We start from the raw sequence: 23,144 nt of genomic DNA, 5'->3' as shown, positions 1-23,144 counted from the left end.
TACAGTGATAGCCGATAAAGGTTATGACAGCGAGCCTTTTCGGTGCTTTGTTCGTCAAAAAGGCGGACGAACGGTGATTGCTAAACGTAATTATGGTAAGGATATAGATAAAAGCAGTATGGATAGGTGCCTTTATCGCTATCGTCATTTAGTCGAGAATGCCTTTGCTAGAATCAAGCAATATCGTTCAATATCAACTAGATACGATAAGCTAGAAAGGAATTATGCCAGTATGGTATCACTGGCATTTATGTTAATGTGGCTGCCAATGTATTGTTGAGTAATTTATGTACAGCAAAGATCAACAGCTCCTAAGCAAATTAGTAATAATTATTTAGTTTATTATCCAGTCAACGCTTTCTAAAAACCGTTTTATAAGCCATACCAAGTAATGTTACTTAACGACCCAATTATTGTTCGGAATCTAAACCAATTTGATAAAGTTGATTTTTTTTAAGTCCATATATTTCAGCAGTAATGGCTGCTGCCTTTTTTAGCGGTAATTCTTTTTGCAATAGTTTAAGGGTACTAATTGCCTGAGGATCAATATCATCATCGCATTTGATATGACCTTGAACAATCAATACAAATTCACCTTTTTGACGAGAAGTATCCTCGTTTAGCCAATTAATCAGCTCATTAACCTTAAAACTGACAATGGTCTCCCATGTTTTGGTTAGTTCCTTAGCTAAAATGATCTGCTTATTAGCTCCCCAAATAGTTTGCATATCGTTAAGCGTGTCTAATAAGCGATGTGTTGATTCATAAAAAATCATTGTTCGAGGTTCGTCCAACAATTTTACAAGACAATCTTGGCGAGCTTTAGCTTTAGCTGGTAAAAAACCTTCATAAATAAACTTATCTGACGGCAACCCTGATGCACATAAAGCAGCAATCGCAGCACAAGCACCAGGAACGGGAACTACTTTTATGTTATTTTCGCGACAAGCCTTAACTAAATGATACCCGGGGTCATTAATTAACGGAGTGCCAGCATCAGAAATCAAAGCAATTGATAAGCCAGATTTAAGTTTTTCAATCAAAATATTGGACTTTTCTTGTTCATTATGATCATGTAAAGAAAACAATTTTGCTTTTATTCCAAGATGTTGTAAAAGTAAACCACTATGGCGAGTATCTTCAGCCGCAATAAGATCGACACTTTTCAGTGTATTGATGGCTCTGAGCGTAATATCATCTAAGTTTCCGATGGGGGTGGCAACAATATATAAAGTCATTTTTTTAAATCACATTAAATTTTTATAGAAATACGGCAAAGGTACTGTACGAAAACCTATTTTATTGTATATACTCATTACATTCAAAATAAATCCGACAAAACCAAAATAAATAGTTAATTAAAAGTAGAAAAATAGCTTGCTTATAGCAAAATTGGGCATGTGCTAACGGAAGTTATATTTTGACTAATAATGGAGTTATACTAATTTAACTTTAACTGTTATGGATTGCTAAAATAATCAAATAACAAATCTATAGGTAAAAATCACACAATTCTAAATGAATTTATTGATTTAACCAATAACTAATCAATATAATAGCTTTTTGCCATAAAAACGCTAAAATGAGCTGATAAAATAAGATGTATAAAATGCTATTGGACACAAAATAGCTAAAAACAAAATTTATAAATGAAAGGTGTTGCTTTGAAAAAAATACTTACATTAAGCTGCTTAAGTTTACTAATTGCTGCATGTACACAAACTGAGCAGGCCGAAATAGAAGATATTTCTGGCGCAGGTGGTCCATCAACTTCCTCTGTCTATACTAAACCACCAGCTAATATATCAACAGGAAGTAGAACAATTTCTACTCCTACCACTTATACCCCTTCTTCATCAAGACAAGCGACGGTTTCAAGTACTCACGCTACAAGCAATGCGAGCAATAATGGCACGGTGATTAGTAATGAACGTATTGTCTATAACCGTAATTATGACGACATTCCCAAGGGTGGATACCAAGGCGACACTTATACTGTTAAACGGGGGGATACCTTATTCTATATTGCATGGGTAACTGGTAACGATTATCGCTCATTGGCGGCTAAAAATAATATTAAAGAGCCATACGCAGTTAATGTTGGTCAAGTATTAGATGTGAGTGGTGGTACTGTTGTAGTAACACAAAAAACTACAACAAACAATACAACGGTAAATAAATCAAATGGTGATGGTTCATCTGTAGTGATTGGACAAGCTAAAACTAAACCGACAATAACCAAGACTACAACAACTTCCATTACCACAATGGATAAAGATAAACGTCCAACGACAACCGAAACAACTGAAACTATCACCGAACCGTTGAATAATTCTGCTAACGATGTACCCAATACTAGCCCATCAAGCTCAAACGTTGCCAATATTTCATGGCAATGGCCAGTGCGTGGTAAAATTATTGAAAAATTTTCGAACGCCAGTAAAGGTATTGATATCTCAGGTTCAATGGGTGATAAAATTATGGCTGCGGCTGATGGACGTGTTGTGTATTCGGGCAATGCGTTGCCAGGTTATGGTAATTTAATTATTATTAAACATAATGATGACTATTTAACGGCATATGCGCACAACCAATCAATATTAGTAAAAGAACAGCAAACAGTACGCGCAGGTGAACAAATTGCCACAATGGGAGCAACGGGCACTTCGTCAGTGAGATTACACTTTGAAATTCGTTACAAAGCGCAATCGGTTGACCCGTTAAAATACTTACCCAAATAATAAACGTTTTGAGTCAGTCTGGTTGGCTCAAAACAAATGGACATGCACGGTAATAACCTAGCATGTCTATGACAGAATATACCAAAAATTTAATCTACGTAATAAAGGAGTTATACTCATGGCTGTAAAAAAATTAGTGCTAATTCGACATGGAGAAAGTGTTTGGAACCAAGAAAACCGTTTTTGTGGTTGGACTGATGTTGATTTATCTGATAAAGGTAACAAAGAAGCGGCTGAAGCAGGTAAATTACTAAAACAAGAAGGTTTCACATTTGATTATGCTTACACTTCAGTATTAAAACGTGCAATCCACACATTATGGCACGTTTTAGACGAAGTAGATCAAGCATGGCTACCTGTTGAAAAAAGTTGGAAATTAAACGAACGTCATTATGGTGCATTACAAGGTTTGAATAAAGCTGAAACAGCAGCAAAATATGGTGATGAACAAGTAAAATTATGGCGTCGTGGCTTTGCAATTACACCTCCTGCGCTTGAAAAATCAGATGAACGCTTCCCTGGTCACGATTCTCGTTACAGCAAACTACCTGAATCAGAATTACCATTAACCGAAAGCCTAGCATTAACTATTAAACGTGTACTACCTTACTGGGAATCAACAATTGCTCCACGTGTAGCTAAAGGTGAACGTGTTATCATTGCCGCTCATGGTAACTCACTTCGTGCATTGGTAAAACATTTAGACAACATCAGCGATGATGATATTATCGAACTAAACATCCCAACTGGTGTGCCATTAGTGTATGAATTTGACGACAATATGAAAGTCATCAAACACTACTACCTAGGCAATGCTGACGAAATCGCTGCAAAACAAGCGGCTGTTGCCAACCAAGGTAAAGCCAAATAATTATTCAATAAACGATTAAAGAGGTAGGTTATTTAACTTACCTTTTTTATTTCCAAATTATCACTTTATTTAACCACTTTTATTGATTTAATCTAATTTTGAGAATTTAATTTTGTCTAAAATCTATTATATATATGGCGTAATGAATGCCGGAAAATCTACAGAGCTTTTACAAATTGATCATAATTATTTAAGTAATAATATGCAGACTTTATTACTTAAATCATCAGTCGATACTCGTGACTCGGCAGTTGAAATTGTCTCTCGCTTAGGATTACGCAAAAAAGCGTTGCTGCTTGATGACACAACGGTTGATGAAATTATTGAGCATATCAAACAAAGCAATTATGCATGCATATTAATTGATGAAAGTCAGTTTTTATCGCGTAATACTATCTGGAAATTATCTGATGTATGCGATGAATATGGCGTGCCAATTATGTTTTTCGGTATCAAAACCGATTATATGGGACACCTATTTGAAGGTTCTAAAACGCTACTTGAAATTGCTGACAATTTTAGAGAGCTCAAAACCGTATGCTGGTGTGGCAAAAAAGCTACTATGATCTTATTGGAAGGAAAAGACGGTAAAATTGTTAAATTTGGAAATTCTATTCACCTAGGTGATAGCGAATACCACTCAGTATGCCGAAAACACTGGAAAGCGGGTCAAATAAGACCAACTAAAAATCAAAACAACTAACAAACATAAAAACAAAAAAATTAGTTAACATGATCGTATCAATTTAAGCTGATATTAATCTAAAATAGCTAACATTAAATTACAATAGGAATTGACATGGCTCTCCATCGGATAGTGATTGGCATTAGTGGTGCAACTGGGTTTGCTTATGGAATAAAAGCGTTAGAGCTTTTAAAATCACTTGATATTCAGACTCATTTAGTAATATCAAAAGCAGCACAAATAACGCGAACTTACGAATTCCCTAACACCAGTTTAGCACAAATAGAATCACTAGCTGACAAAGTATATTCTGTCAATAATATTGGTGCAGCCATTGCAAGTGGATCGTTTAAAACTATGGGTATGCTAATTGCACCTTGCTCAATGAGGACTCTAGCTGCCATAGCACATGGCTTATCAGATAACTTACTTACTCGTGCTGCTGATGTTGCATTAAAAGAGCGTCGTCGCTTGGTATTAATGGTTCGTGAATCACCCTTAAATTTAACGCACCTAAAAAACATGGAAACCGTGACACTTATGGGTGGTGTAATATGCCCGCCAGTACCAGCTTTATATCAGCATATTGAATGTTTGGATGATATCATCACCCATAGCGTAGCAAGAGCACTTGATCTATTTGATATTAACATCCCATCGCTACCACGATGGGGCGAAGATCTGCACCTAAACACTAAAACTGAATAACACTAATAAATAAAAAATATGCAAGCCGACTCTAAAATCATAAAATTTATTAAAAATAACCATGTATTATCGCTAAACGTAATCTTACCTGACAACAAACCATGGGCATGTAACACCTTTTATGTTTTTGATGAATCGGTAATGTGCTTGTATCTTCTTTCCGAATTAAAAACCGAACACGCTAAAGCCATGTTAACAAACCCACTAATAGCGGGCACTATCAGTATTACGCCTAAGACGGTTGCACAGATCCAAGGGATCCAATTTCAAGCTCAAGCAACACAATTACAAAAACAACAAGCTGAGCATGCCTATGCGCTATATTATCGGGCATTTCCCTTTGCAAGAGTTATCAAAACGCCAATTTGGGCATTACAGTTACATTATGTAAAAATGACGAATAATTTGCTGGGATTTGGGAGTAAAATCTACTGGAAAAAAAAGGGAGGGATTTGTAGATTTTCTAAAAGATCATAATTTTACTAAGCCCAAAAAACTTGTCTTAACCAATTGATTAAAAATAAAAAACCCAATAAAATCAATAGTCTACCGGAGCGATTTTAGAGAGCAAATATCCTCACAACTAATCAAAATTACGTTTTATTTAGTGATTGAACTTCATAACTATTACACTCCCCAATAGCTTAAATCGTTTCTCCTTTTTCAATTTGATAATCCAAGTTAACACTATTTTTGGTTTGCTCACCATTAAGCCTCTTGAGTAATAACTCGATTGCAACTTTACCAATCTCAAATCGTGGCGTGATGACGGTTGCAATCTTTTGGTTGTTTGCTCGACCAATTTCTAAACCATGAAAGCCTGCAATAGCAATTTGTTCAGGAACAGGGATCTGATAATTTTGGCACTCAAGTAATACACCTATTGCCATATCGTCGTTAGTACATAAAACACCATCCATATCAGGATATTTTTGAATTGCTTGGTGAAATAAACTTTTGCCTAAATCTATTGATGATATAGCATTGGGGATAATTTGACGTGGTGTTAATCCTGATTGTTTCATAACACGTTGATAACCTTTGTAACGTTGGCTATCGCGTGCACTTGCAATGGAATTAAAATAGATGATATTTTTTTTGCCAGATTCAATCATTTGCAAAGTCATATCATAGGCAGCTTGCTCATTATCAAAGCCGATTTGGATGTCAAAAAATGTTTTGGTGATATCCATAAGTTCAACAACAGGAATGTTAGCGGTTTTTAAATATTGTAGAGTGGTTTGAGTGTGCTCTTTTTCCATCAAGACAAGAGCGTCGACGTTGTATGACAGCAGGTTAATAATTTTTTCTTCTTCTAACTGTTTATCATAATTATAGTTAGTAATGATTGTTTGGTAATTGTGAGCTGATGCGACCGATTCAATACCAGCAAGCACTTCTGTAAATATTTGGTTTTTAAAAGACGGTATAACAATGCCAATACAATGACTGCGCGAACCAAGCATGATTTGTGGCGCAAGATTGGGAATATATTGGATCTCTTTTAAGACTTTTGCTATTTTTTCTTGGTTTTTTTCAGAGACTTGTTTAGGGTTTTTTAGATAGCGACTAATGGTCATTTTAGTCACGCCAGTTAAATTGGCAATATCTTGTAAACTAATACGCTTATCTTTCATAACCTGTTATTTTAGGAGGGATGCTGGTTGAATGTGTGGCATTTTACCAGTAAAAACAAGAAAATAAATAATATTTGTTAGAATAAATTAAGAAGGCAGTATCCATTGCCTTCTTATTTTTTTGACATTATTAGTTATTTTTTAGGCGCTTTAACGCTAGCCATCAAAATAACGGATAAAACTAAAGATACGCCCATAAAGATATATGACGCTCCAGCACTGCCCGTTGCTGCATTGATAACACCCACTAGCCAAGCACCAATAAATGCCCCAAATGCTCCAAAACTATTAATTAAGCCAATAGACACGCCAGATACATTGCTTGGTAATAATTCAGGAATTAAAGCAAAGAAAGGTCCATAAGGTGCGTACATACAGCCAGCAGCAAGTGATAAAAGCACAAAACAGATCCAAAAATGTTCAGCCCCAAGCAAATAAGCAGTAAAAAATGCAATGGTTGCGACAAGTAATAATGGCCAAACAAAAAGTTTACGATTTTGTAGTTTGTCAGAATAGAAAGAGACAATTAACATCATAGCAATCGCAACAAAATAAGGAATAGCCGCAAACCAACCAACCGATATAATATCAACATTACCTGCCGATTTGATGATTGACGGCATCCACATCATAAAACCATATACACCAATACTCCATAATGCGTGGACTGCACAAAGTTTAATAACACTGGCAGAACGGAACGCTTCGCCATAGTTGCGCATAGGTTTGATATTTTGTTGTTCTTTGTCCATGACGGCTTTAAAATCAGCTTTTTCGGCGTCGGTAAGCCATTTAACTTCTGATGGTTTATCACGAACAACGATCCACCACACTATTGCCCATAATACAGCTGGTAAGCCTTCAATTATGAACATTTCGCGCCAACCATAAAGGTCGATTAAGTGTGCTGATACAATTGACATCCACAATACGGTTACAGGGTTACCTAAAACTAAAAATGTATTGGCTTTTGAACGTTCGGCTTTAGTAAACCATGTACTGATATAAATTAACATTGATGGCATAACTGCTGCTTCAACAATACCGAGAACAAAACGGATCGCCATAAGTGTTGGGATATTACTGACCATCCCTGTCAATGTGGCACACAATCCCCACAGTATTAAACACACAAAAATCAGCTTACGAACGCTTCGCTTAACTGCATAAACCGATCCTGGTACTTGAAAAAAGAAATAACCAAGGAAAAAAAGAGCGCCAATTAATGACGAAGTGCTTGGCGAGATGTCTAAATCTTTATTAATCCCTGCGGCTGCGGCAAAACCATAATTGGCACGATCTAAATAAGCTAAACTATAAGTAATAAAAATGATTGGCATTAAACGCCACCAACGAGACGGCGCTAGTTTGTTTGTTATATTCATGTTTATTCTCGCTTTCAATTAATAATAAAGTGATTTTACGACAATTTTCATCCCTATTTTTATCAATTTTTATTTATATATATTGTTTTAACCTTCCTTCATTTCAGTCCGTAAAAATATAATTGCCGCAATATGGCTCTAAACTGCTGCTAACATTCCGCCATCAACATAAAGAATATGTCCATTAACAAAGTTTGATGCAGCAGACGATAAAAACACCGCCGAACCAATAAGTTCTTCAGGTTTCCCCCAGCGAGCGGCAGGCGTTCTTTGACATAACCATTGAGTAAATTCTTTGTTTTCAACCAAAGCTTTGCACATCTCGGTATCAAAATAACCAGGACCAATGCCATTGACTTGAATGTTGTAACGTGCAAGTTCAACGCACATACCTTTTACAAGCATTTTCACTGCACCTTTTGATGCGGCATAGGGGGTAATGGTGTCGCGACCGAGTTCGCTTTGCATTGAGCAAATATGAATGATCTTTCCTTGCTTACGTTTGATCATGTATTTAGCGACTTGCTGTGAAACTAAAAAAACGGCTTTTTGATTAACATTAATAACAGCATCCCAATCTGCTTCAGGAAATTCAGTAAATGGGTGACGGCGTTGAATGCCAGCGTTATTGATTAATATATCAATAGGGCCGATCTCTTTTTCGATATGATTAATGGCATTTTCGACCGAATCATAATTGGTTACATCAAAACCGACTCCAACGGCATCGATACCTTGTGATTTAAGTTGATTTGCTGCATTTTCAGCACGTTCTTGGGTAATATCATTAATAACAATACTTGCCCCATATCGCCCTAAACCTGTAGCAAGCAAATTACCAATACCTTGCGCTGAACCTGTAATTAAAGCGCGTTTTCCTTTTAGTTCAAATAAAGATTGCATGATTTTCTCCTTTCATTCTAAAATTGTTATGCATAACAGTTACGCGTAACAATATTATGAAAAAGTGAAAAAAGAAAGTTAACGATGCTCTATTTGCCATGAAAATGTTTGTTTTGTGATCAAAGTCAAATATTGTCATTCAACTACTTTGATCGTTTTTGATAAGTTAACACTAAACTTCTATCTTTAATTTATATATAATGTTGGCTACAAAAACTTAGATTGTAGATATCAATTTCGGAGCCTTTTATGCAGCAGTTTCGTCCTATCCGTCGTGCTTTACTTAGTGTGTCCGACAAAACCGGTATTTTAGAATTTGCAAAAGCCTTATCAGAACGTAATGTGGAACTCCTTTCGACTGGGGGGACAGCAAAATTATTAATGGAAAACCAAATACCTGTTATTGAAGTATCAAATTACACTGGTTTCCCTGAAATGATGGACGGGCGAGTTAAAACCTTACATCCTAAAATTCATGGGGCAATTTTAGGGCGACGGGGTATTGATGATGATATTATGCAACAACACCAAATTGCACCGATTGATATGGTGGTTGTCAACCTTTACCCATTTGCTAAAACGGTTGCTAAACCAAATTGTACATTAGAAGACGCCGTTGAAAATATCGATATTGGCGGTCCAACCATGGTGCGCTCTGCTGCTAAAAATCATAAAGATGTTGCCATTGTGGTTGATTGTAGTGATTATCAACATATCATTGATATGATGGATAATAACCAAAATGCCCTTTCTTTTGAATATCGTTTCAATCTTGCCATTAAAGCTTTTGAACACACTGCCAAATACGATGGCATGATCGCCAACTATTTTGGGCAATTAGTGCCACCTTACATGGGTGAAACCAATCAACCATCGGGCGAGTTTCCTCGAACTTTAAATCTACAATTCATTAAAAAACAGAATATGCGTTACGGTGAAAACGCACATCAGCAAGCGGCTTTTTATGTTGAGCAAGATGTCAAAGAAGCCTCGATTGCAACAGCAAACCAATTGCAAGGTAAAGCCCTTTCTTATAACAATATTGCTGATACCGACGCTGCGCTTGAATGTGTAAAATCATTTGATGAGCCAGCATGTGTGATTGTAAAACATGCTAATCCTTGTGGTGTAGCGGTTAGTGATAATATTTTACATGCTTATGAAAAAGCCTTTAAAACTGATCCAACGTCAGCTTTTGGTGGCATTATAGCCTTTAATCGACAGCTTGATGCAGATACCGCAAAAGCCATTGTTGATAAACAATTTGTAGAAGTAATTATTGCCCCATCAGTTAGCCAAGAAGCTTTAGCCATTACTCAAGCTAAAAAAAATGTGCGTGTACTTGAATGTGGTGAGTGGTCAACACCTGCATCAGTAAGTTTAGATTTTAAACGAGTCAATGGCGGTTTATTAGTGCAAGATCGCGATCTAGGTATGATATCGCCAAATGAATTAACTGTAGTAACCAAACGTAAACCCACTGCTCAAGAGCTTTCAGATGCGCTATTTTGTTGGAAAGTGGCAAAATTTGTTAAGTCAAATGCCATTGTCTATGCAAAAGATAATATGACAATTGGTATTGGAGCAGGGCAGATGAGTCGTGTTTACTCAGCTAAGATAGCGGGAATTAAAGCTAAAGATGAAAATTTAAACGTTGCTGGATCAGTTGTTGCTTCAGATGCGTTTTTCCCATTTAGAGATGGCATCGATGCCGCTGCAGCCGCAGGTGTGACTTGTGTGATTCAACCCGGTGGCTCGATTCGAGATGATGAAGTGATCCAAGCCGCAAATGAGCACAATATCGCGATGATCTTTACTAAAATGCGTCATTTTAGGCATTAATTGTGTGATCACTTTGTTAGTTTTTAAAAAGAGTTATCTATGTATATCTTTATATTATGAAAGGCATCTTAAAAGGATCTTTTATGAAAGTATTAGTAATTGGTAATGGTGGGCGTGAACATGCGCTTGCTTGGAAAGCAGCACAATCTCCATTGGTTTCTAAAGTTTTTGTTGCACCAGGTAATGCAGGTACTTCACTAGAACCTAGCTTAGAAAATATCAACATCAAAGCGACCGACGTCGGAGGACTGCTTAGTTTTGCCCAGCAAGAACAAATTGATTTAACTATAGTTGGCCCAGAAGCCCCATTAGTGATTGGCATTGTTGATAGCTTTCAAAAAGCTGGATTAAAAATCTTTGGCCCAACCAAAGCGGCTGCACAACTTGAAGGATCAAAAGCCTTTACTAAAGATTTTTTAGCTCGCCACAACATCCCCACAGCAGAATATCAAAACTTTACTGAAGTTGAACCAGCAATTGCTTATATCCGTGAAAAGGGCGCACCGATCGTGATTAAAGCCGATGGACTTGCGGCTGGTAAAGGCGTTATTGTTGCCATGACACTAAAAGAGGCCGAAGACGCCGTTCGTGATATGTTAGCTGGAAATGCCTTTGGTGATGCAGGTCACCGAGTAGTGATTGAAGAGTTTCTCGATGGTGAAGAAGCTAGCTTTATTGTTATGGTAGATGGCAAAAATGTCGAACCCATGGCAACTAGCCAAGATCATAAACGTGTTGGCGATGACGATACAGGTTTAAACACGGGTGGCATGGGCGCGTATTCGCCAGCTCCTGTTGTAACTGATGCGGTTTTTGCAAAGGTAATGGATGAGATCATCTATCCAACGGTCAATGGTATGGCCCAAGAAGGCAACGTCTATGTCGGCTTTTTATATGCTGGCTTAATGATTGACAAAACCGGCAATCCCAAAGTTATTGAATTCAACTGCCGATTTGGCGATCCTGAAACACAGCCGATAATGATGCGAATGCAATCAGATTTGGTCAAACTTTGCTTAGCGGCGGTAGAAGGCAAATTAGATACGGTCAAATCAAAATGGGATCCAAGATCCGCATTAGGTGTAGTGCTAGCTGCAGGCGGTTACCCGGGTGAATATCATACCCAAGATGTAATTCTTGGACTACCGGCAGAATCAACCGAAGATTGTAAAATTTTCCATGCAGGTACTAGTTTAGAAAAAGGGCGAGTCTACACCAATGGGGGACGGGTATTATGTGTAACCGCACTTGGCAAAACAGTGCTTGAAGCACAACAACGTGCTTATCAACAAGCCCAAGACATCTATTGGCATGGCTGTTTTTATCGGCATGATATTGGTTACCGTGCGATTGAGCGAGAGCAAAACAAATAGTGGTGATGGGGTGTTTTTTTAAAAAAACACCCGATAAAAACTATAATAAAATCAATATATTTCCTGAATTATTTTTTATCAAAATAATGTTTTTTGGTTAGTGCATGAAATGGGTTAGGTGTAGTGGTTTCGGACGTTTTAGCTTTGGGTGAACAAAATAGCTACAGTGACCACGTCCGAGTCAGGGAATTAAAGCGAATTCCCTGACAACCCACGCTTTGGCTACAGAATGTGGCCTTCGGCTGCCCCGACACCGTCGCTCGGTCTTACACCATTTGTGCAATTACTCGTATCATCCTGATACTCGCCTCTACGAGGCCATCTTCGCTGTGCTCAGATGTTCAAATTTGTTCCAGACAAATTTGTCTGACGCCGTAACAAGACAGACAGCATAACCTTAAGTGGCTTTTATGAGTCACTTTTTTATAAAAAACACTGCAAAAACCCCAAAAAATTGGTCAGGAAAGGTATTGATTTTATTGAAATTTTTTCTGTCCGTTTTTTTTGAATATAAACCTCTTTAAACCCTTTTTTTTACGATAATTTAAAATTCAATAAAATCAAACTATTATAAAACAGCTTAAAAAAAGGGTTTTCAAAGCCAAAATTGTTGTTTATCTTTATATAACAAGATTTAACCTTAACGCCGTATAGGCGGTAATAAAAAATAAAATTAATCACATAATTAAAAAACAATCGGCTATGCTATCTGCCTTATTCCGGCGTCAGAATGTGCCGACAACAGAGCGAGGTTAGCACGCCAAACAGGGATGTTTGGCGAGTTTGTGCTTTGTTTGGAACAAATCACAAACGGTGCGTTAAGACCGAGCGACGGCGGAGGACAAATTTGTCTGGAACAAATTTGAACATCTGAGCACAGCGAAGATGGCCTCGTAGAGGCGAGTATCAGGATGATACGAGTATTGCCGAAGGCCACATTCTGTGCCAAAGCGAGGGATTGCTAAGGGAATTCGCTTTAAATTCCCTTGGCTCGGACGTGTTCACAACAGCTATTTTTATCACCCAAAGCCCAAACGTCCGAAACCACCGCACTTAATTTATTCTATTCAAAAAAACAAAAAAGGCTGATTTTCCGCTAAAAAATCAGTCAGGAAATGTATTGATTTTATTAAAGTTTTTTTACGCTGTTTTTTTCCAAAAAAACAAACTACATTGACATCGATGTGAAGATAACTGGCAGCATATTTATAATTATAAAAAGCCCAAAAGCTATTAAATTATAAAAACCATACCCCCTAACAAAATAAGCAACAGGCGGTGATAAAATTGCAATATAGGATATAGCTACGGTGATTATTATTGATAAAATAAAAAAATCACATACGTCTTCATAATATTGATTTAATGAGAAAAATATCATTAATACAGAAACAATTAACAAAACAAAAATTAAAACAATATGTTCATGTATTAATTCAAAGCAACTATTTGCTGAGTAATCAAACAAACTTGCTCCTAACAACCCTGGCAGTATAATTAAACTCCAATGCACTATTTTTAATGCTGATGTTAGGGATTTTTCCATTTTTTATTTCCTTTTTTCTAACTGTTATTATTTTACTATAACTCAGATACTGAAATATTCTTTTAAAACTAAGCTAATAATCCATTGATTCTTGCTTATTAAATAGAATGTTGATGTTAACTTATACCACTCTATGTTATGCTAGCGTTAATATTAGTCACAGGATATTCCTTTATGATAAAAGACCCCTTTTTTGACCGCGAAGCCGAGAAGTATGATTCCCCAATTGCCAGTCGAGAGCTTATTTTAGATTACCTTAAACAAGAAGCAAAGCCTGCCAGTTTAGAAAAAATTGCTCAAGCTGTTGATATTAAAAATGATGAGCAAAAAGTGGCATTGCATCGTCGTTTGCGCGCAATGGAGCGTGATGGACAAGTAGTTTTTACACGCCGTAAGTGTTATGCCTTGCCCGAAAAGTTCGACATGGTCAAAGGTAAGGTTATTGCCCACCGTGATGGTTTTGGCTTTTTGCGGGTAGAGGGTAATCCTGAGGACTATTTTTTATCACCGGAGCAAATGAAAAAAGTTTTACAAGGCGATGTAATCTTAGCTCAGCCAATGGGAACTAAATATCGCGGAAAAATGGAAGCTCGTGTTGTGCGAATTTTAGAGCCACGCAATAATCAAATTGTTGGGCGGTATTTTATTGAGCAAGGTGTTGGTTTTGTTGTCCCTGATGATAGCCGTTTAAACTTTGATATTTTAATTGCGGGTAAACCTAGCCGCACGGTTCGTATGGGAACGGTGGTGGTGGTTGAGTTACAACAACGCCCTGAACGCCGTCAAAAAGCTGTTGGCATTATAAAAGAAGTGCTTGGCGAAATGATGGGGACTAATTTGGCGATTGATATTGCCTTGCGGAATCACGAAATCCCTTATGAATTGCCAAAGGCTGTTGAAAAAGAGGTAAGCAAATTCACTGAACAAGTGCCAGAAAGCGCTAAAAAAGGGCGAAGAGATTTGCGACAATTACCTTTGGTAACAATTGATGGTGAAGATGCCCGTGATTTTGATGATGCGGTTTATTGCCAAAAAAATCGTGGTGGTGGCTATCGGTTATGGGTGGCTATTGCAGATGTCAGTTATTATGTTAGACCAGGTAAGGCGTTAGATAAAGAGGCTTGTTTACGGGGGACATCGGTTTACTTTCCATCACGAGTTGTACCAATGCTTCCAGAAGCATTATCTAATGGGCTTTGTTCGTTAAATCCGCAAGTTGATCGCTTATGTTTAGTTTGCGAAATGGCCGTCTCCAATAGAGGGCGTTTAACAGGGTTTGAGTTTTATGAAGCGGTAATGAACTCGCATGCTCGGTTAACGTATACTAAAGCGGCTAAGATTTTAGATGGTGATGAAGAACTTCGTGAACACTATCATGAATTAGTCCCTCATCTTGAAAATCTTTATGGACTTTATAATGTGCTTGATAAAGCACGGGTTATTCGTGGTGCGATAGGATTTGAATCAGAAGAGCCGAAATTTGTTTTTAATGCCGATAAACGTATTGAAAGTATTGAACTGGCACAGCGAAATGTGGCACATAAAATTATTGAAGAGTGTATGATTTTAGCCAATGTTTCAGCGGCAAAATTAGTGATTGGTGCCCAAGTGCCATCATTATTCCGTGTGCATGACAGACCTGATGAAGATCGAATGAGTAACTTGCGCAGTGTATTAAGTGAACTTGGTTTATCACTTGGTGGTGGTGCAAGCCCTAAACCTAAAAATATTGCCGAATTAATGAAAGTGGTTGAAACACGCCCTGATCATGATATGTTGCAAACCGTGATTTTACGCTCTATGAAACAAGCTATTTATGACCCAGAAAATCGAGGACATTTTGGTTTGGCACTTGAGGAGTATGCACATTTTACTTCGCCAATTCGCCGTTACCCTGATTTGCTTTTGCATCGTGCTATCAAATGGATTTTAGCTGATGAAAAACATAAAACCAGTAAAACAGGGGGGTATCGTTATGATACAAATGAAATGCTTTACTTTGGTGAACACTGTTCAATGACCGAACGACGAGCTGATGAGGCCGTACGTGATGTGGTGGATTGGCTTAAGTGTGATTACATGCAAGATCATGTAGGTGAAGTATTTAACGGCTCTATTTCAAGCGTGGTTAATTTTGGTTTCTTTGTGCGCTTGGACGATCTATTTATCGATGGTTTAGTGCATGTGTCATCGCTTGAAAATGATTACTATTTTTTTGATGCCTCGCACAATCGCCTAGTTGGTGAAAATACACGTTTTGCTTATCGTTTAGGCGATAAAGTGCAAGTGAAAGTCGATAATGTTAATCCAGAAGAACGTAAAATTGATTTTTCATTGGTTGGCAGTAATAATAAACCAAAACGTCAGGGTAAAACGGCAAAAGATAACTCCAAACAAGTCAAAAACGATCAAATTACCGATTTACCAATAAAACGAAAAGGCAAAAAATCAATCAGTAAAAAAAGTAGCGCGAAGCCAAATACTAAGCAAAATACTAAACCAAGTACTAAATCAAGTACCCCAAAAAAGGCAAAATCGAACGCTAAATCAAGCATGAAAGCAAGTGCTAAAGTTGAAGTGAAAGCCAAAAGTAAAAAACGTAGTAAATCTAAATCAACCAATAAAACTAAATAGTTAATAAAATAAAAGAGTAACAAATAAATGAGTGAAACAGTTTATGGCCTGCACGCCATTGAAGCATTATTAGCACGTTCGCCAGAAAGAATTATTGAAGTATTTATTATTAAAGGGCGTGAAGATAAACGCCTTCTTGCCGTTGTGCGTCAATTAGAACAACTTGGCTTGCCTGTAAAAATTGCTAATCGTCAATGGTTAGATGAAAAGTCAAAAAACGGCGTGCACCAAGGTATTTTAGCCATGGTTACACCGAATCGAGGTTATCAAGAAAATGATATACCTTTGCTCATGGAACAACAGCCAAATCCAGTTATTTTAATTTTAGATGGTGTAACTGATCCGCATAATTTAGGTGCCTGTATAAGAACTGCTGATGCTGCTGGTGTCGATTTTATTATTGTACCAAAGGATCGCTCCGCACCGCTCAATTCAACGGCACAAAAAGTTGCTTGTGGTGCAGCTGAAAGCGTGCCTGTGGTTAGGGTGACCAATTTGGCTCGTATAATGCGAATGCTGCAAGATGAGTACCAAGTTTGGATTGTGGGCACCGCTGGAGAAGCTGATAGAACGCTTTATCAAACAGACTTCTATAAAACATCAACACAGACCGCACTTGCATTGGTAATGGGTGCTGAAGGTGAAGGTATGCGTCGTTTAACCAAAGAACACTGTGATGAATTGGTGAGCATTCCAATGGCAGGTATTGTGTCATCACTAAATGTATCGGTTGCAACTGGTGTTTGTTTATTTGAAATTGTTCGGCAAAAATCAGCTATCAGAACCTAATTTAGATGGTTATAACCGTATTGGCTACCTAACTATTTAAGTTTCATACGAAATCAATAGATTAGTTGAACTTCAATACGGTTAATTAAAACAATCGTAAAAATATATTAGCAAGCATCTTTTTTATTAGCATGAATTTTTTATTTGTCTTTAAAAAATTAAGTAAACAAGTGAGTATAATTTTGTCAAAAAGTTTCAGGTAACCCTACGTTTCAGTAAAAAATATTGTTTTTTAGATCTTTAAATGCTTTTTAACAAGTTGCGATCTTATTTTTATTTATACTCGTGCGTACTGCCTAATATTTTATCTATGGGGAAACATCTATTATTGCTTGAAAATGAATTTCTTATATATTTTTTCAATCCAAAAAATTGAGTAGTGACAGCACAATAAAATAGCTGGGTATATTATAAAATTAAGGGTAACGGCTGATGATATACACAGATATGCAATAATTGCGTCAATATCTAGAACTAATGTATTGTGATCTCCCATAATGAATGGGCGGACAATCCATGAGATAAAGTTTATTAAAACACCAATAACTATCCCACAAAAGATTAAACCTGACGGTCGTTTTATTTTATCTAGCATAAAGACTGAAATAAGAATAAAACAGAAATAACACAAGCAATACAATATTAAAAAATGAGATTCTGGTGTACTGTGTTTTCTTATAAACTGATAACACCATTGATAACTTAACAATCCTCCGGCACAATTAAACAATAATATAACAATTAGATTAATGATTTTCATCGGATAATCCTTTTAACTTCAATAAGTTATATGATTTTACTGTAATCTATGCTAATAATATGTGACTTTGCTAAATTAATGAAGTGTTTTTATAAATTTTGTACCGTGATCAATTTATATTTGTGTATTTAGTTACAGCCAATAATTAAAAATGCCGACTAAAATTGTAGGCATTTTTATTTTTAAGTACTAACTTTTTATTAGATCAATATCAATCCCTAATCCTTTGGCAATTCCAGTCCCATAGTCAGGGTGCACTTTATAGAAGTGTTTGAGCTGCCTGATTTGGATGTCTCGATTCACGTTTTTCATTGAGCCAACGATATTATCAATAAGCAGTTGTTTTTGATCAGGCTGCATTAAGTTAAATAATGCGCGTGGTTGTGAGTAATAGTCGTCATCAACACGATGATCGTGCCTGTCCATTGTGCCAGCTGGTACATGCATTGGCGGTTCGGCATATTGTGGTTGTTGTTTTGGTGCGCTATCGACGCTATTAGGCTCATAGTTAGGCGCATTATCTGGACTATAAAAGCGCATTGCGCCATCGCGTTGATAATTATGAACAGGGCATTTTGGAGCATTGATCGGCAATTGTTGATAATTAGTACCAATACGATAGCGGTGCGCATCGGCATAAGCAAAAATTCGACCTTGAAGCATTTTATCGGGTGATAAACCCGTTCCTGGCACTACATTACTTGGTTCAAATGCTGCTTGTTCAACTTCAGCAAAATAGTTTTCTGGATTATGATTCAGTTCCATTACGCCGACTTCGATTAATGGGAACTGTTTTTGTGACCAAACTTTAGTAACATCAAATGGGTTTTCAGGATGGTTGTTAGCTTGTTCTTCTGTCATTACTTGTATGTAAAGTCGCCATTTTGGATAATCTCCTCGCTCAATGGCTTTGAACAAATCTTCTTGTGCCGAATCTGGATTAGTTCCATCCATTTCTGCTGCTTTTTTAGGATGAATGTTTTTTATTCCTTGCTCAGTTCTGAAATGCCATTTAACCCAAGTGCGAACGCCATCTTTATTGATTAAGCTATAAGTATGGCTACCATAGCCGTGCATATGGCGGTAACCATCAGGGATTCCGCGATCAGAAAATAAAATAGTAACTTGATGAAGTGATTCTGGTGATAAAGACCAAAAATCCCACATCATTTGTGGATCTTTTAAGTTGGTTTTGGGATCACGTTTTTGGGTGTGAATAAAGTCAGGAAACTTTAATGCATCACGTATAAAAAATACAGGTGTATTATTACCTACTATATCCCAGTTGCCTTCATCAGTGTAAAATTTTACCGAAAATCCACGAGGGTCACGGGCGGTGTCTGATGAGCCACGTTCTCCACCAACTGTTGAAAATCTTGCAAAAAGAGGGGTTTGTTTACCTATCTTAGCAAATATACTAGCGTGAGTATATCGAGTGATATCATTTGTTACCGTAAAGGTACCGTGTGCGCCAGAGCCTTTGGCGTGTACACGTCTTTCAGGAATATTTTCACGGTTAAAATGGGCTAGTTTTTCAATGAGTTGATAATCATCAAGCAATACTGGACCTCGGGGACCAGCAGTTCGAGAGTTTTGATTATCGGCTATTGGGGCACCGTTATTGGTGGTTAGTTCTTTTTTTTCTGACATTGCAACACTCCTTTATATGATATTAAAAAAGCCTTGAGGGATAAATACTCAATCGTTTTTTGAATATTGTGTCCCAGAGACTTTGTTTGGGACTTGTAGAGCGCGATAAAAAAGATCATTTTTAAATTGATCTTACCTACTTTAAAAAAAAATATTTTACTTTTCAAGTAGAATATTTTTTATTTGAAGATATTACAAATATTTGTTTGTAAAACATTAAGTTGTTTGAATAAAACCTTTAATAATTACTTCATACCTGTTCAACTAACATAATCTATTATAAACGTCGAACTGTTTACATTATATGCTTAAAATAATCCTCTAGAAAACTATAAGGTATTTTATCCAAAATCGCTGAAACTTCTGTTTTCTATTTTTTGAATCGCTAAATATTTGCCGGTTGATGCCATATCATCATTCAAGTGCATATTAATCTTTCGGCTTTCTTATTCGTTGCTTGGCTAGCAGGTTGAGTGAATTTTTCATTTATATGAGGGTTATCACCTATTTTATTGGTTATTGGTTATTGGTTCTAAATAGATCAACTCTTGTTAAAAATATTCAGGAATCTATACCGTTTCAGTATAAAAACATAGTGCGTTTAACAGAAATGATTTTTGGTTACATCTAAACATTAATACAAGGGGGCGCAAACTACTGATTAGCTACTATTTTGTTATGATGGTAAGGCCCCTATGTGTATATAGGAGTGCTCTATTTGATAGCAAATTTATTCTTTTCGATTGGCAAATATAAATTTTATGATGAAATGTTATTAAGAATGATTATCATTATTATTATAAAGTGAAAATTTAATGATGAATGCATCGTTATTATATTTGTGGATGGATTTTTTACATGAAAAAAGTAGTAATATCGGCTTTACCTTTGTTGTTAGTTAGTTATAATCCTGCAGTTTTCGCCAAGCAAAATCAAATCAGTCAAACTATCGTCGAAAATAGTGATGATGAAGTCAATAATCAAGATGATGTTATTGTTGTGACATCACCTATTCCTAAAATATCGAAGCCACAATCGGTTGATTCTGCTCAAATAACGCAAATGAATACAGGTGATGGTAACATCACCGATCTATTAAAGACGTCACCAGCAGTACAAATGTCTAATAGTAGTTATAATGGTATGACTCAAGGAGAGATTAAACCCGCCGATATCTCAATTCATGGCAATACTAGTTATCAGAACAATTATCAGTTAGACGGCGTTAGTTTTAATAATGATGTCGATCCGGTTGATCCTGGATTAGGGGTAACCAATACCCGTGTCGATAGTGATGAACAAGGTCTTTACATTGATAGTCGTCTAATCAATGAAATTAAATTATATGACAATAATATTCCTGTTGAATATGGCGGGTTTACAGGCGGTGTTGTGGATGTGATTAGTCGTCATTGGAATCATGAGACTAATGGTAGTATTTTTTATCGTAGAACTCACTCTTCATGGAATAAGACACATGTTGATCCAGCAATTAATTTTGATAGTTCAGCAAATGATGCAAGTCATCCGAGTCGATTTCAACCTAAATATAGTAAACAAAATTTTGGTGGTTGGTTTGAAACGGGGATTACCGACAATCTTGGTTTGATGTTTGCTGCATCTAGAAGAGAATCGGATATTTCTTCAGTCACTTATCAAGGACCTTCATTATTATTAGAAGGAGATGATTTGATTGAAATTCGAAAAAACGGTGGCATGAAAAACCAAACACGTGTTTCAGATAATTTTTCATCTAAATTTACTTGGTATGCTACTGATCAAACAATCGTCAATATTTCGGCCAATTATTCTAAGTATGATAATTATTCCTTTGCTGCAACTGTAGCTAATTCTGGCTATGATACTAAGCACAATGGGTTAAGCATGGCGTTGCAACTAATGCATGAGTTTGATTTTGCCAAATTAGATGTGACGACTAGTTATCAAATGCTAGAAGATAAAAGAACCAATGATCAAAATTATTTTGTTACGTTAGTTGATTATTCTGACTGGCGAAATCCCGTGCAATATCATTCGGGAGGCGTCGGTAATTTAACCACTAAACAAAATAATTGGGGATTTAAATCAAAGCTTGAGTTTATGCCTATTAATTGGTTGAATGTAACGCATGAGCCCTCTATGGGGTTTGAATTGACAAAAACCAAAGCTCGCTATATTCGCAATGAAGATTTTTATCGTTATACCTATACTGGTACATGGGATTCTCTTCCTTGGCTCTCTTTTGCTGATCATGCTTCAGTTTTCCAAGCAGGTCGTTATCAAGCAAGCTATGATAATTACACACTATTTGCAGATGATACAATGCAATATGGTCGCTTAACTGTTCGTCCAGGGATACGAATTGATTATGATAGTTTTATTAAAGATGCCAATCTGGCCCCAAGATTAGTGACTAGTTTTGATGCTTTTGGTAACGGTAATACGGTCTTAACTACGGGGTTTAACCGTTATTATGGCCGTACTATGATGGCTTATGCTTTATATGGTGCACAAAATGCAGGATTAAAGAACTGTTATTATTTTTGTACTCCTGGACAAGTTGATGAAGATTGGATAAGTTCAAGCGATTTTGAGGGGTTAGATTCACTTTCTACGCCTTACAATGACGAAATTAGCTTAGGCATTGAGCAAATCGTAGATAATAGTTTATGGCAATTACAATATGTGCATCGTAAAAGCTATGATGAAGTTCGCAGTCGCCCTAAATATAATAATGGTAGATCAAATGTTCGAACCTTTGATAATTCTGGGCGTAGTAAGCATGATACTGTTTCACTAACGGTAAAAAATAGGCTACCTATTGAGTTTTATCATGCTGAACATACAGCATCAGCATCTATTTCATGGCAGCAAAGCAAAAGTAATTCACCTAAAGAATTAGGATATGCGCATTATGATCCAGCAAATAACGTTCGCCATGATAAAGTTTGGTATAACGGCAAAATAATTAATGCATCGGATTTACCCGCAACAGATTTTAATATCCCTGTTAAAGTCAATGTTGAGCTCACAAGTAAGATCCCTGAATATGATTTAACTCTTTATAATTTACTACAATGGCAAAGTTCACGGCATCAAGCTGTTCGCTATAGCAACCAATATTACATAGATCCTAATACGGGTAATAAAATGGCAAAATACGAAAAAGAACGCTTTGCCAGTACTTTTCGGTGGGATACTAAACTCGGTTGGACACCAAGTTTTGCTAAAGGAGCTAATTTTTCGGTAGAAGTTAGGGGCTGTTGATCTTTGCTGTACATAAATTACTCAACAATACATTGGCAGCCACATTAACATAAATGCCAGTGATACCATACTGGCATAATTCCTTTCTAACTTATCGTATCTAGTTGATATTGAACGATATTGCTTGATTCTAGCAAAGGCATTCTCGACTAAATGACGATAGCGATAAAGGCAGCTATCCATACTGCTTTTATCTATATCCTTACCATAATTACGTTTAGCAATCACCGTTCGTCCGCCTTTTTGACGAACAAAGCACCGAAAAGGCTCGCTGTCATAACCTTTATCGGCTATCACTGTATTGACTTCATCGAGCTTTTCAACTAGGTTTTCTGCATAAGTGATATCATGTC

Annotated in this window: 17 protein-coding genes; 11 read left to right on the top strand and 6 right to left on the bottom strand. The window is 36.7% G+C overall.

Annotation, left to right across the window (positions count from 1 at the left end; translation table 11 throughout):
• A partial coding sequence (locus A9G31_RS11810) for a transposase (RefSeq protein ID WP_176700366.1) occupies positions 1-280 on the top strand: 280 nt, incomplete at its 5' end.
• Between the two features lie 130 nt (positions 281-410).
• On the opposite strand, the gene rsmI is transcribed toward A9G31_RS11810, so the two are convergent.
• On the bottom strand, positions 411-1,238 hold the full coding sequence (gene rsmI, locus A9G31_RS06715) for a 16S rRNA (cytidine(1402)-2'-O)-methyltransferase (protein WP_034910935.1): 828 nt from the start codon (positions 1,236-1,238) through the stop codon (positions 411-413).
• Positions 1,239-1,649: 411 nt separating this feature from the next.
• Here rsmI and nlpD point away from each other — a divergent pair, with 411 nt between their 5' ends.
• From nlpD to A9G31_RS06690, 5 genes are all read left to right on the top strand, one after another.
• Positions 1,650-2,741, top strand: a complete 1,092-nt coding sequence (gene nlpD, locus A9G31_RS06710) for a murein hydrolase activator NlpD (protein WP_065561003.1) — start codon at positions 1,650-1,652, stop codon at positions 2,739-2,741.
• Positions 2,742-2,859: 118 nt separating this feature from the next.
• On the top strand, positions 2,860-3,612 hold the full coding sequence (gene gpmA / locus A9G31_RS06705; RefSeq protein ID WP_034910929.1) for a 2,3-diphosphoglycerate-dependent phosphoglycerate mutase: 753 nt from the start codon (positions 2,860-2,862) through the stop codon (positions 3,610-3,612).
• Positions 3,613-3,724: 112 nt separating this feature from the next.
• Positions 3,725-4,315 (top strand): thymidine kinase, encoded by a 591-nt coding sequence (locus A9G31_RS06700; protein ID WP_065561002.1) that lies wholly within the window; start codon positions 3,725-3,727, stop codon positions 4,313-4,315.
• A 96-nt stretch (positions 4,316-4,411) separates the two neighbouring features.
• Positions 4,412-5,005, top strand: a complete 594-nt coding sequence (locus tag A9G31_RS06695) for a UbiX family flavin prenyltransferase (protein WP_065561001.1) — start codon at positions 4,412-4,414, stop codon at positions 5,003-5,005.
• An 18-nt stretch (positions 5,006-5,023) separates the two neighbouring features.
• Positions 5,024-5,482, top strand: a complete 459-nt coding sequence (locus A9G31_RS06690; RefSeq protein WP_065561000.1) for a hypothetical protein — start codon at positions 5,024-5,026, stop codon at positions 5,480-5,482.
• A gap of 167 nt (positions 5,483-5,649) precedes the next feature.
• Here A9G31_RS06690 and idnR read toward each other — a convergent pair whose 3' ends face one another.
• The 3 genes from idnR to idnO all read right to left on the bottom strand — a co-directional run bounded on the left by idnR (position 5,650) and on the right by idnO (position 8,930).
• Positions 5,650-6,642 carry a DNA-binding transcriptional regulator IdnR gene (gene idnR / locus A9G31_RS06685; RefSeq protein ID WP_065560999.1) on the bottom strand — a complete coding sequence of 331 codons (993 nt, stop codon included), beginning with the start codon at positions 6,640-6,642 and terminating at the stop codon, positions 5,650-5,652.
• 134 nt (positions 6,643-6,776) lie between these two features.
• Positions 6,777-8,027: an MFS transporter gene (locus A9G31_RS06680; RefSeq protein WP_065560998.1), complete on the bottom strand. Its 1,251-nt coding sequence runs from the start codon at positions 8,025-8,027 to the stop codon at positions 6,777-6,779.
• A 138-nt stretch (positions 8,028-8,165) separates the two neighbouring features.
• Positions 8,166-8,930: a gluconate 5-dehydrogenase gene (gene idnO, locus A9G31_RS06675; RefSeq protein WP_065560997.1), complete on the bottom strand. Its 765-nt coding sequence runs from the start codon at positions 8,928-8,930 to the stop codon at positions 8,166-8,168.
• Positions 8,931-9,179: 249 nt separating this feature from the next.
• Here idnO and purH point away from each other — a divergent pair, with 249 nt between their 5' ends.
• The 4 genes from purH (at position 9,180) to rlmB (ending at position 17,114) form a co-directional block, all read left to right on the top strand.
• Positions 9,180-10,772 (top strand): bifunctional phosphoribosylaminoimidazolecarboxamide formyltransferase/IMP cyclohydrolase, encoded by a 1,593-nt coding sequence (purH, locus tag A9G31_RS06670; protein ID WP_065560996.1) that lies wholly within the window; start codon positions 9,180-9,182, stop codon positions 10,770-10,772.
• Between the two features lie 83 nt (positions 10,773-10,855).
• A complete protein-coding gene (gene purD / locus A9G31_RS06665; RefSeq protein ID WP_065560995.1) occupies positions 10,856-12,145 on the top strand; it encodes a phosphoribosylamine--glycine ligase in 1,290 nt (429 codons plus the stop codon).
• A 1,720-nt stretch (positions 12,146-13,865) separates the two neighbouring features.
• Complete coding sequence (gene rnr / locus A9G31_RS06655; RefSeq protein ID WP_065560993.1) at positions 13,866-16,325, top strand: ribonuclease R; 2,460 nt, start codon at positions 13,866-13,868, stop codon at positions 16,323-16,325.
• A gap of 27 nt (positions 16,326-16,352) precedes the next feature.
• A complete protein-coding gene (gene rlmB, locus A9G31_RS06650; RefSeq protein WP_065560992.1) occupies positions 16,353-17,114 on the top strand; it encodes a 23S rRNA (guanosine(2251)-2'-O)-methyltransferase RlmB in 762 nt (253 codons plus the stop codon).
• A 949-nt stretch (positions 17,115-18,063) separates the two neighbouring features.
• Here rlmB and A9G31_RS06645 read toward each other — a convergent pair.
• Positions 18,064-19,524, bottom strand: a complete 1,461-nt coding sequence (locus A9G31_RS06645; RefSeq protein ID WP_065560991.1) for a catalase — start codon at positions 19,522-19,524, stop codon at positions 18,064-18,066.
• 858 nt (positions 19,525-20,382) lie between these two features.
• Between A9G31_RS06645 and A9G31_RS06640 the strand changes: the two genes are divergently transcribed.
• Positions 20,383-22,791: a TonB-dependent receptor plug domain-containing protein gene (locus A9G31_RS06640; RefSeq protein ID WP_065560990.1), complete on the top strand. Its 2,409-nt coding sequence runs from the start codon at positions 20,383-20,385 to the stop codon at positions 22,789-22,791.
• A 21-nt stretch (positions 22,792-22,812) separates the two neighbouring features.
• Here the strand turns inward: A9G31_RS06640 and A9G31_RS11805 are convergent.
• The coding region (locus tag A9G31_RS11805) for a transposase (protein ID WP_176700365.1) at positions 22,813-23,144 on the bottom strand (332 nt) is incomplete at its 5' end.

Source organism: Gilliamella sp. Gris1-4 (assembly GCF_001690335.1).
GTDB lineage: Bacteria > Pseudomonadota > Gammaproteobacteria > Enterobacterales > Orbaceae > Gilliamella > Gilliamella apicola_P.
The sequence above is the reverse complement of the archived record's forward strand: the minus strand, read 5'-3'. Positions and strand labels throughout refer to the sequence as shown.

What these genes read in the sequence shown, in the direction of transcription:
- A9G31_RS06690 (WP_065561000.1), top strand. Translation starts at nt 5,024, where the DNA reads ATGCAAGCCGACTCTAAAATCATAAAATTTATTAAAAATAACCATGTA.
- A9G31_RS06640 (WP_065560990.1), top strand. Translation starts at nt 20,383, where the DNA reads ATGAAAAAAGTAGTAATATCGGCTTTACCTTTGTTGTTAGTTAGTTAT.
- A9G31_RS06645 (WP_065560991.1), bottom strand. Translation starts at nt 19,524, where the DNA reads ATGTCAGAAAAAAAAGAACTAACCACCAATAACGGTGCCCCAATAGCC.
- idnO (WP_065560997.1), bottom strand. Translation starts at nt 8,930, where the DNA reads ATGCAATCTTTATTTGAACTAAAAGGAAAACGCGCTTTAATTACAGGT.
- A9G31_RS06680 (WP_065560998.1), bottom strand. Translation starts at nt 8,027, where the DNA reads ATGAATATAACAAACAAACTAGCGCCGTCTCGTTGGTGGCGTTTAATG.
- gpmA (WP_034910929.1), top strand. Translation starts at nt 2,860, where the DNA reads ATGGCTGTAAAAAAATTAGTGCTAATTCGACATGGAGAAAGTGTTTGG.
- A9G31_RS06695 (WP_065561001.1), top strand. Translation starts at nt 4,412, where the DNA reads ATGGCTCTCCATCGGATAGTGATTGGCATTAGTGGTGCAACTGGGTTT.
- purH (WP_065560996.1), top strand. Translation starts at nt 9,180, where the DNA reads ATGCAGCAGTTTCGTCCTATCCGTCGTGCTTTACTTAGTGTGTCCGAC.
- rnr (WP_065560993.1), top strand. Translation starts at nt 13,866, where the DNA reads ATGATAAAAGACCCCTTTTTTGACCGCGAAGCCGAGAAGTATGATTCC.
- idnR (WP_065560999.1), bottom strand. Translation starts at nt 6,642, where the DNA reads ATGAAAGATAAGCGTATTAGTTTACAAGATATTGCCAATTTAACTGGC.
- rsmI (WP_034910935.1), bottom strand. Translation starts at nt 1,238, where the DNA reads ATGACTTTATATATTGTTGCCACCCCCATCGGAAACTTAGATGATATT.
- purD (WP_065560995.1), top strand. Translation starts at nt 10,856, where the DNA reads ATGAAAGTATTAGTAATTGGTAATGGTGGGCGTGAACATGCGCTTGCT.
- nlpD (WP_065561003.1), top strand. Translation starts at nt 1,650, where the DNA reads ATGAAAGGTGTTGCTTTGAAAAAAATACTTACATTAAGCTGCTTAAGT.
- rlmB (WP_065560992.1), top strand. Translation starts at nt 16,353, where the DNA reads ATGAGTGAAACAGTTTATGGCCTGCACGCCATTGAAGCATTATTAGCA.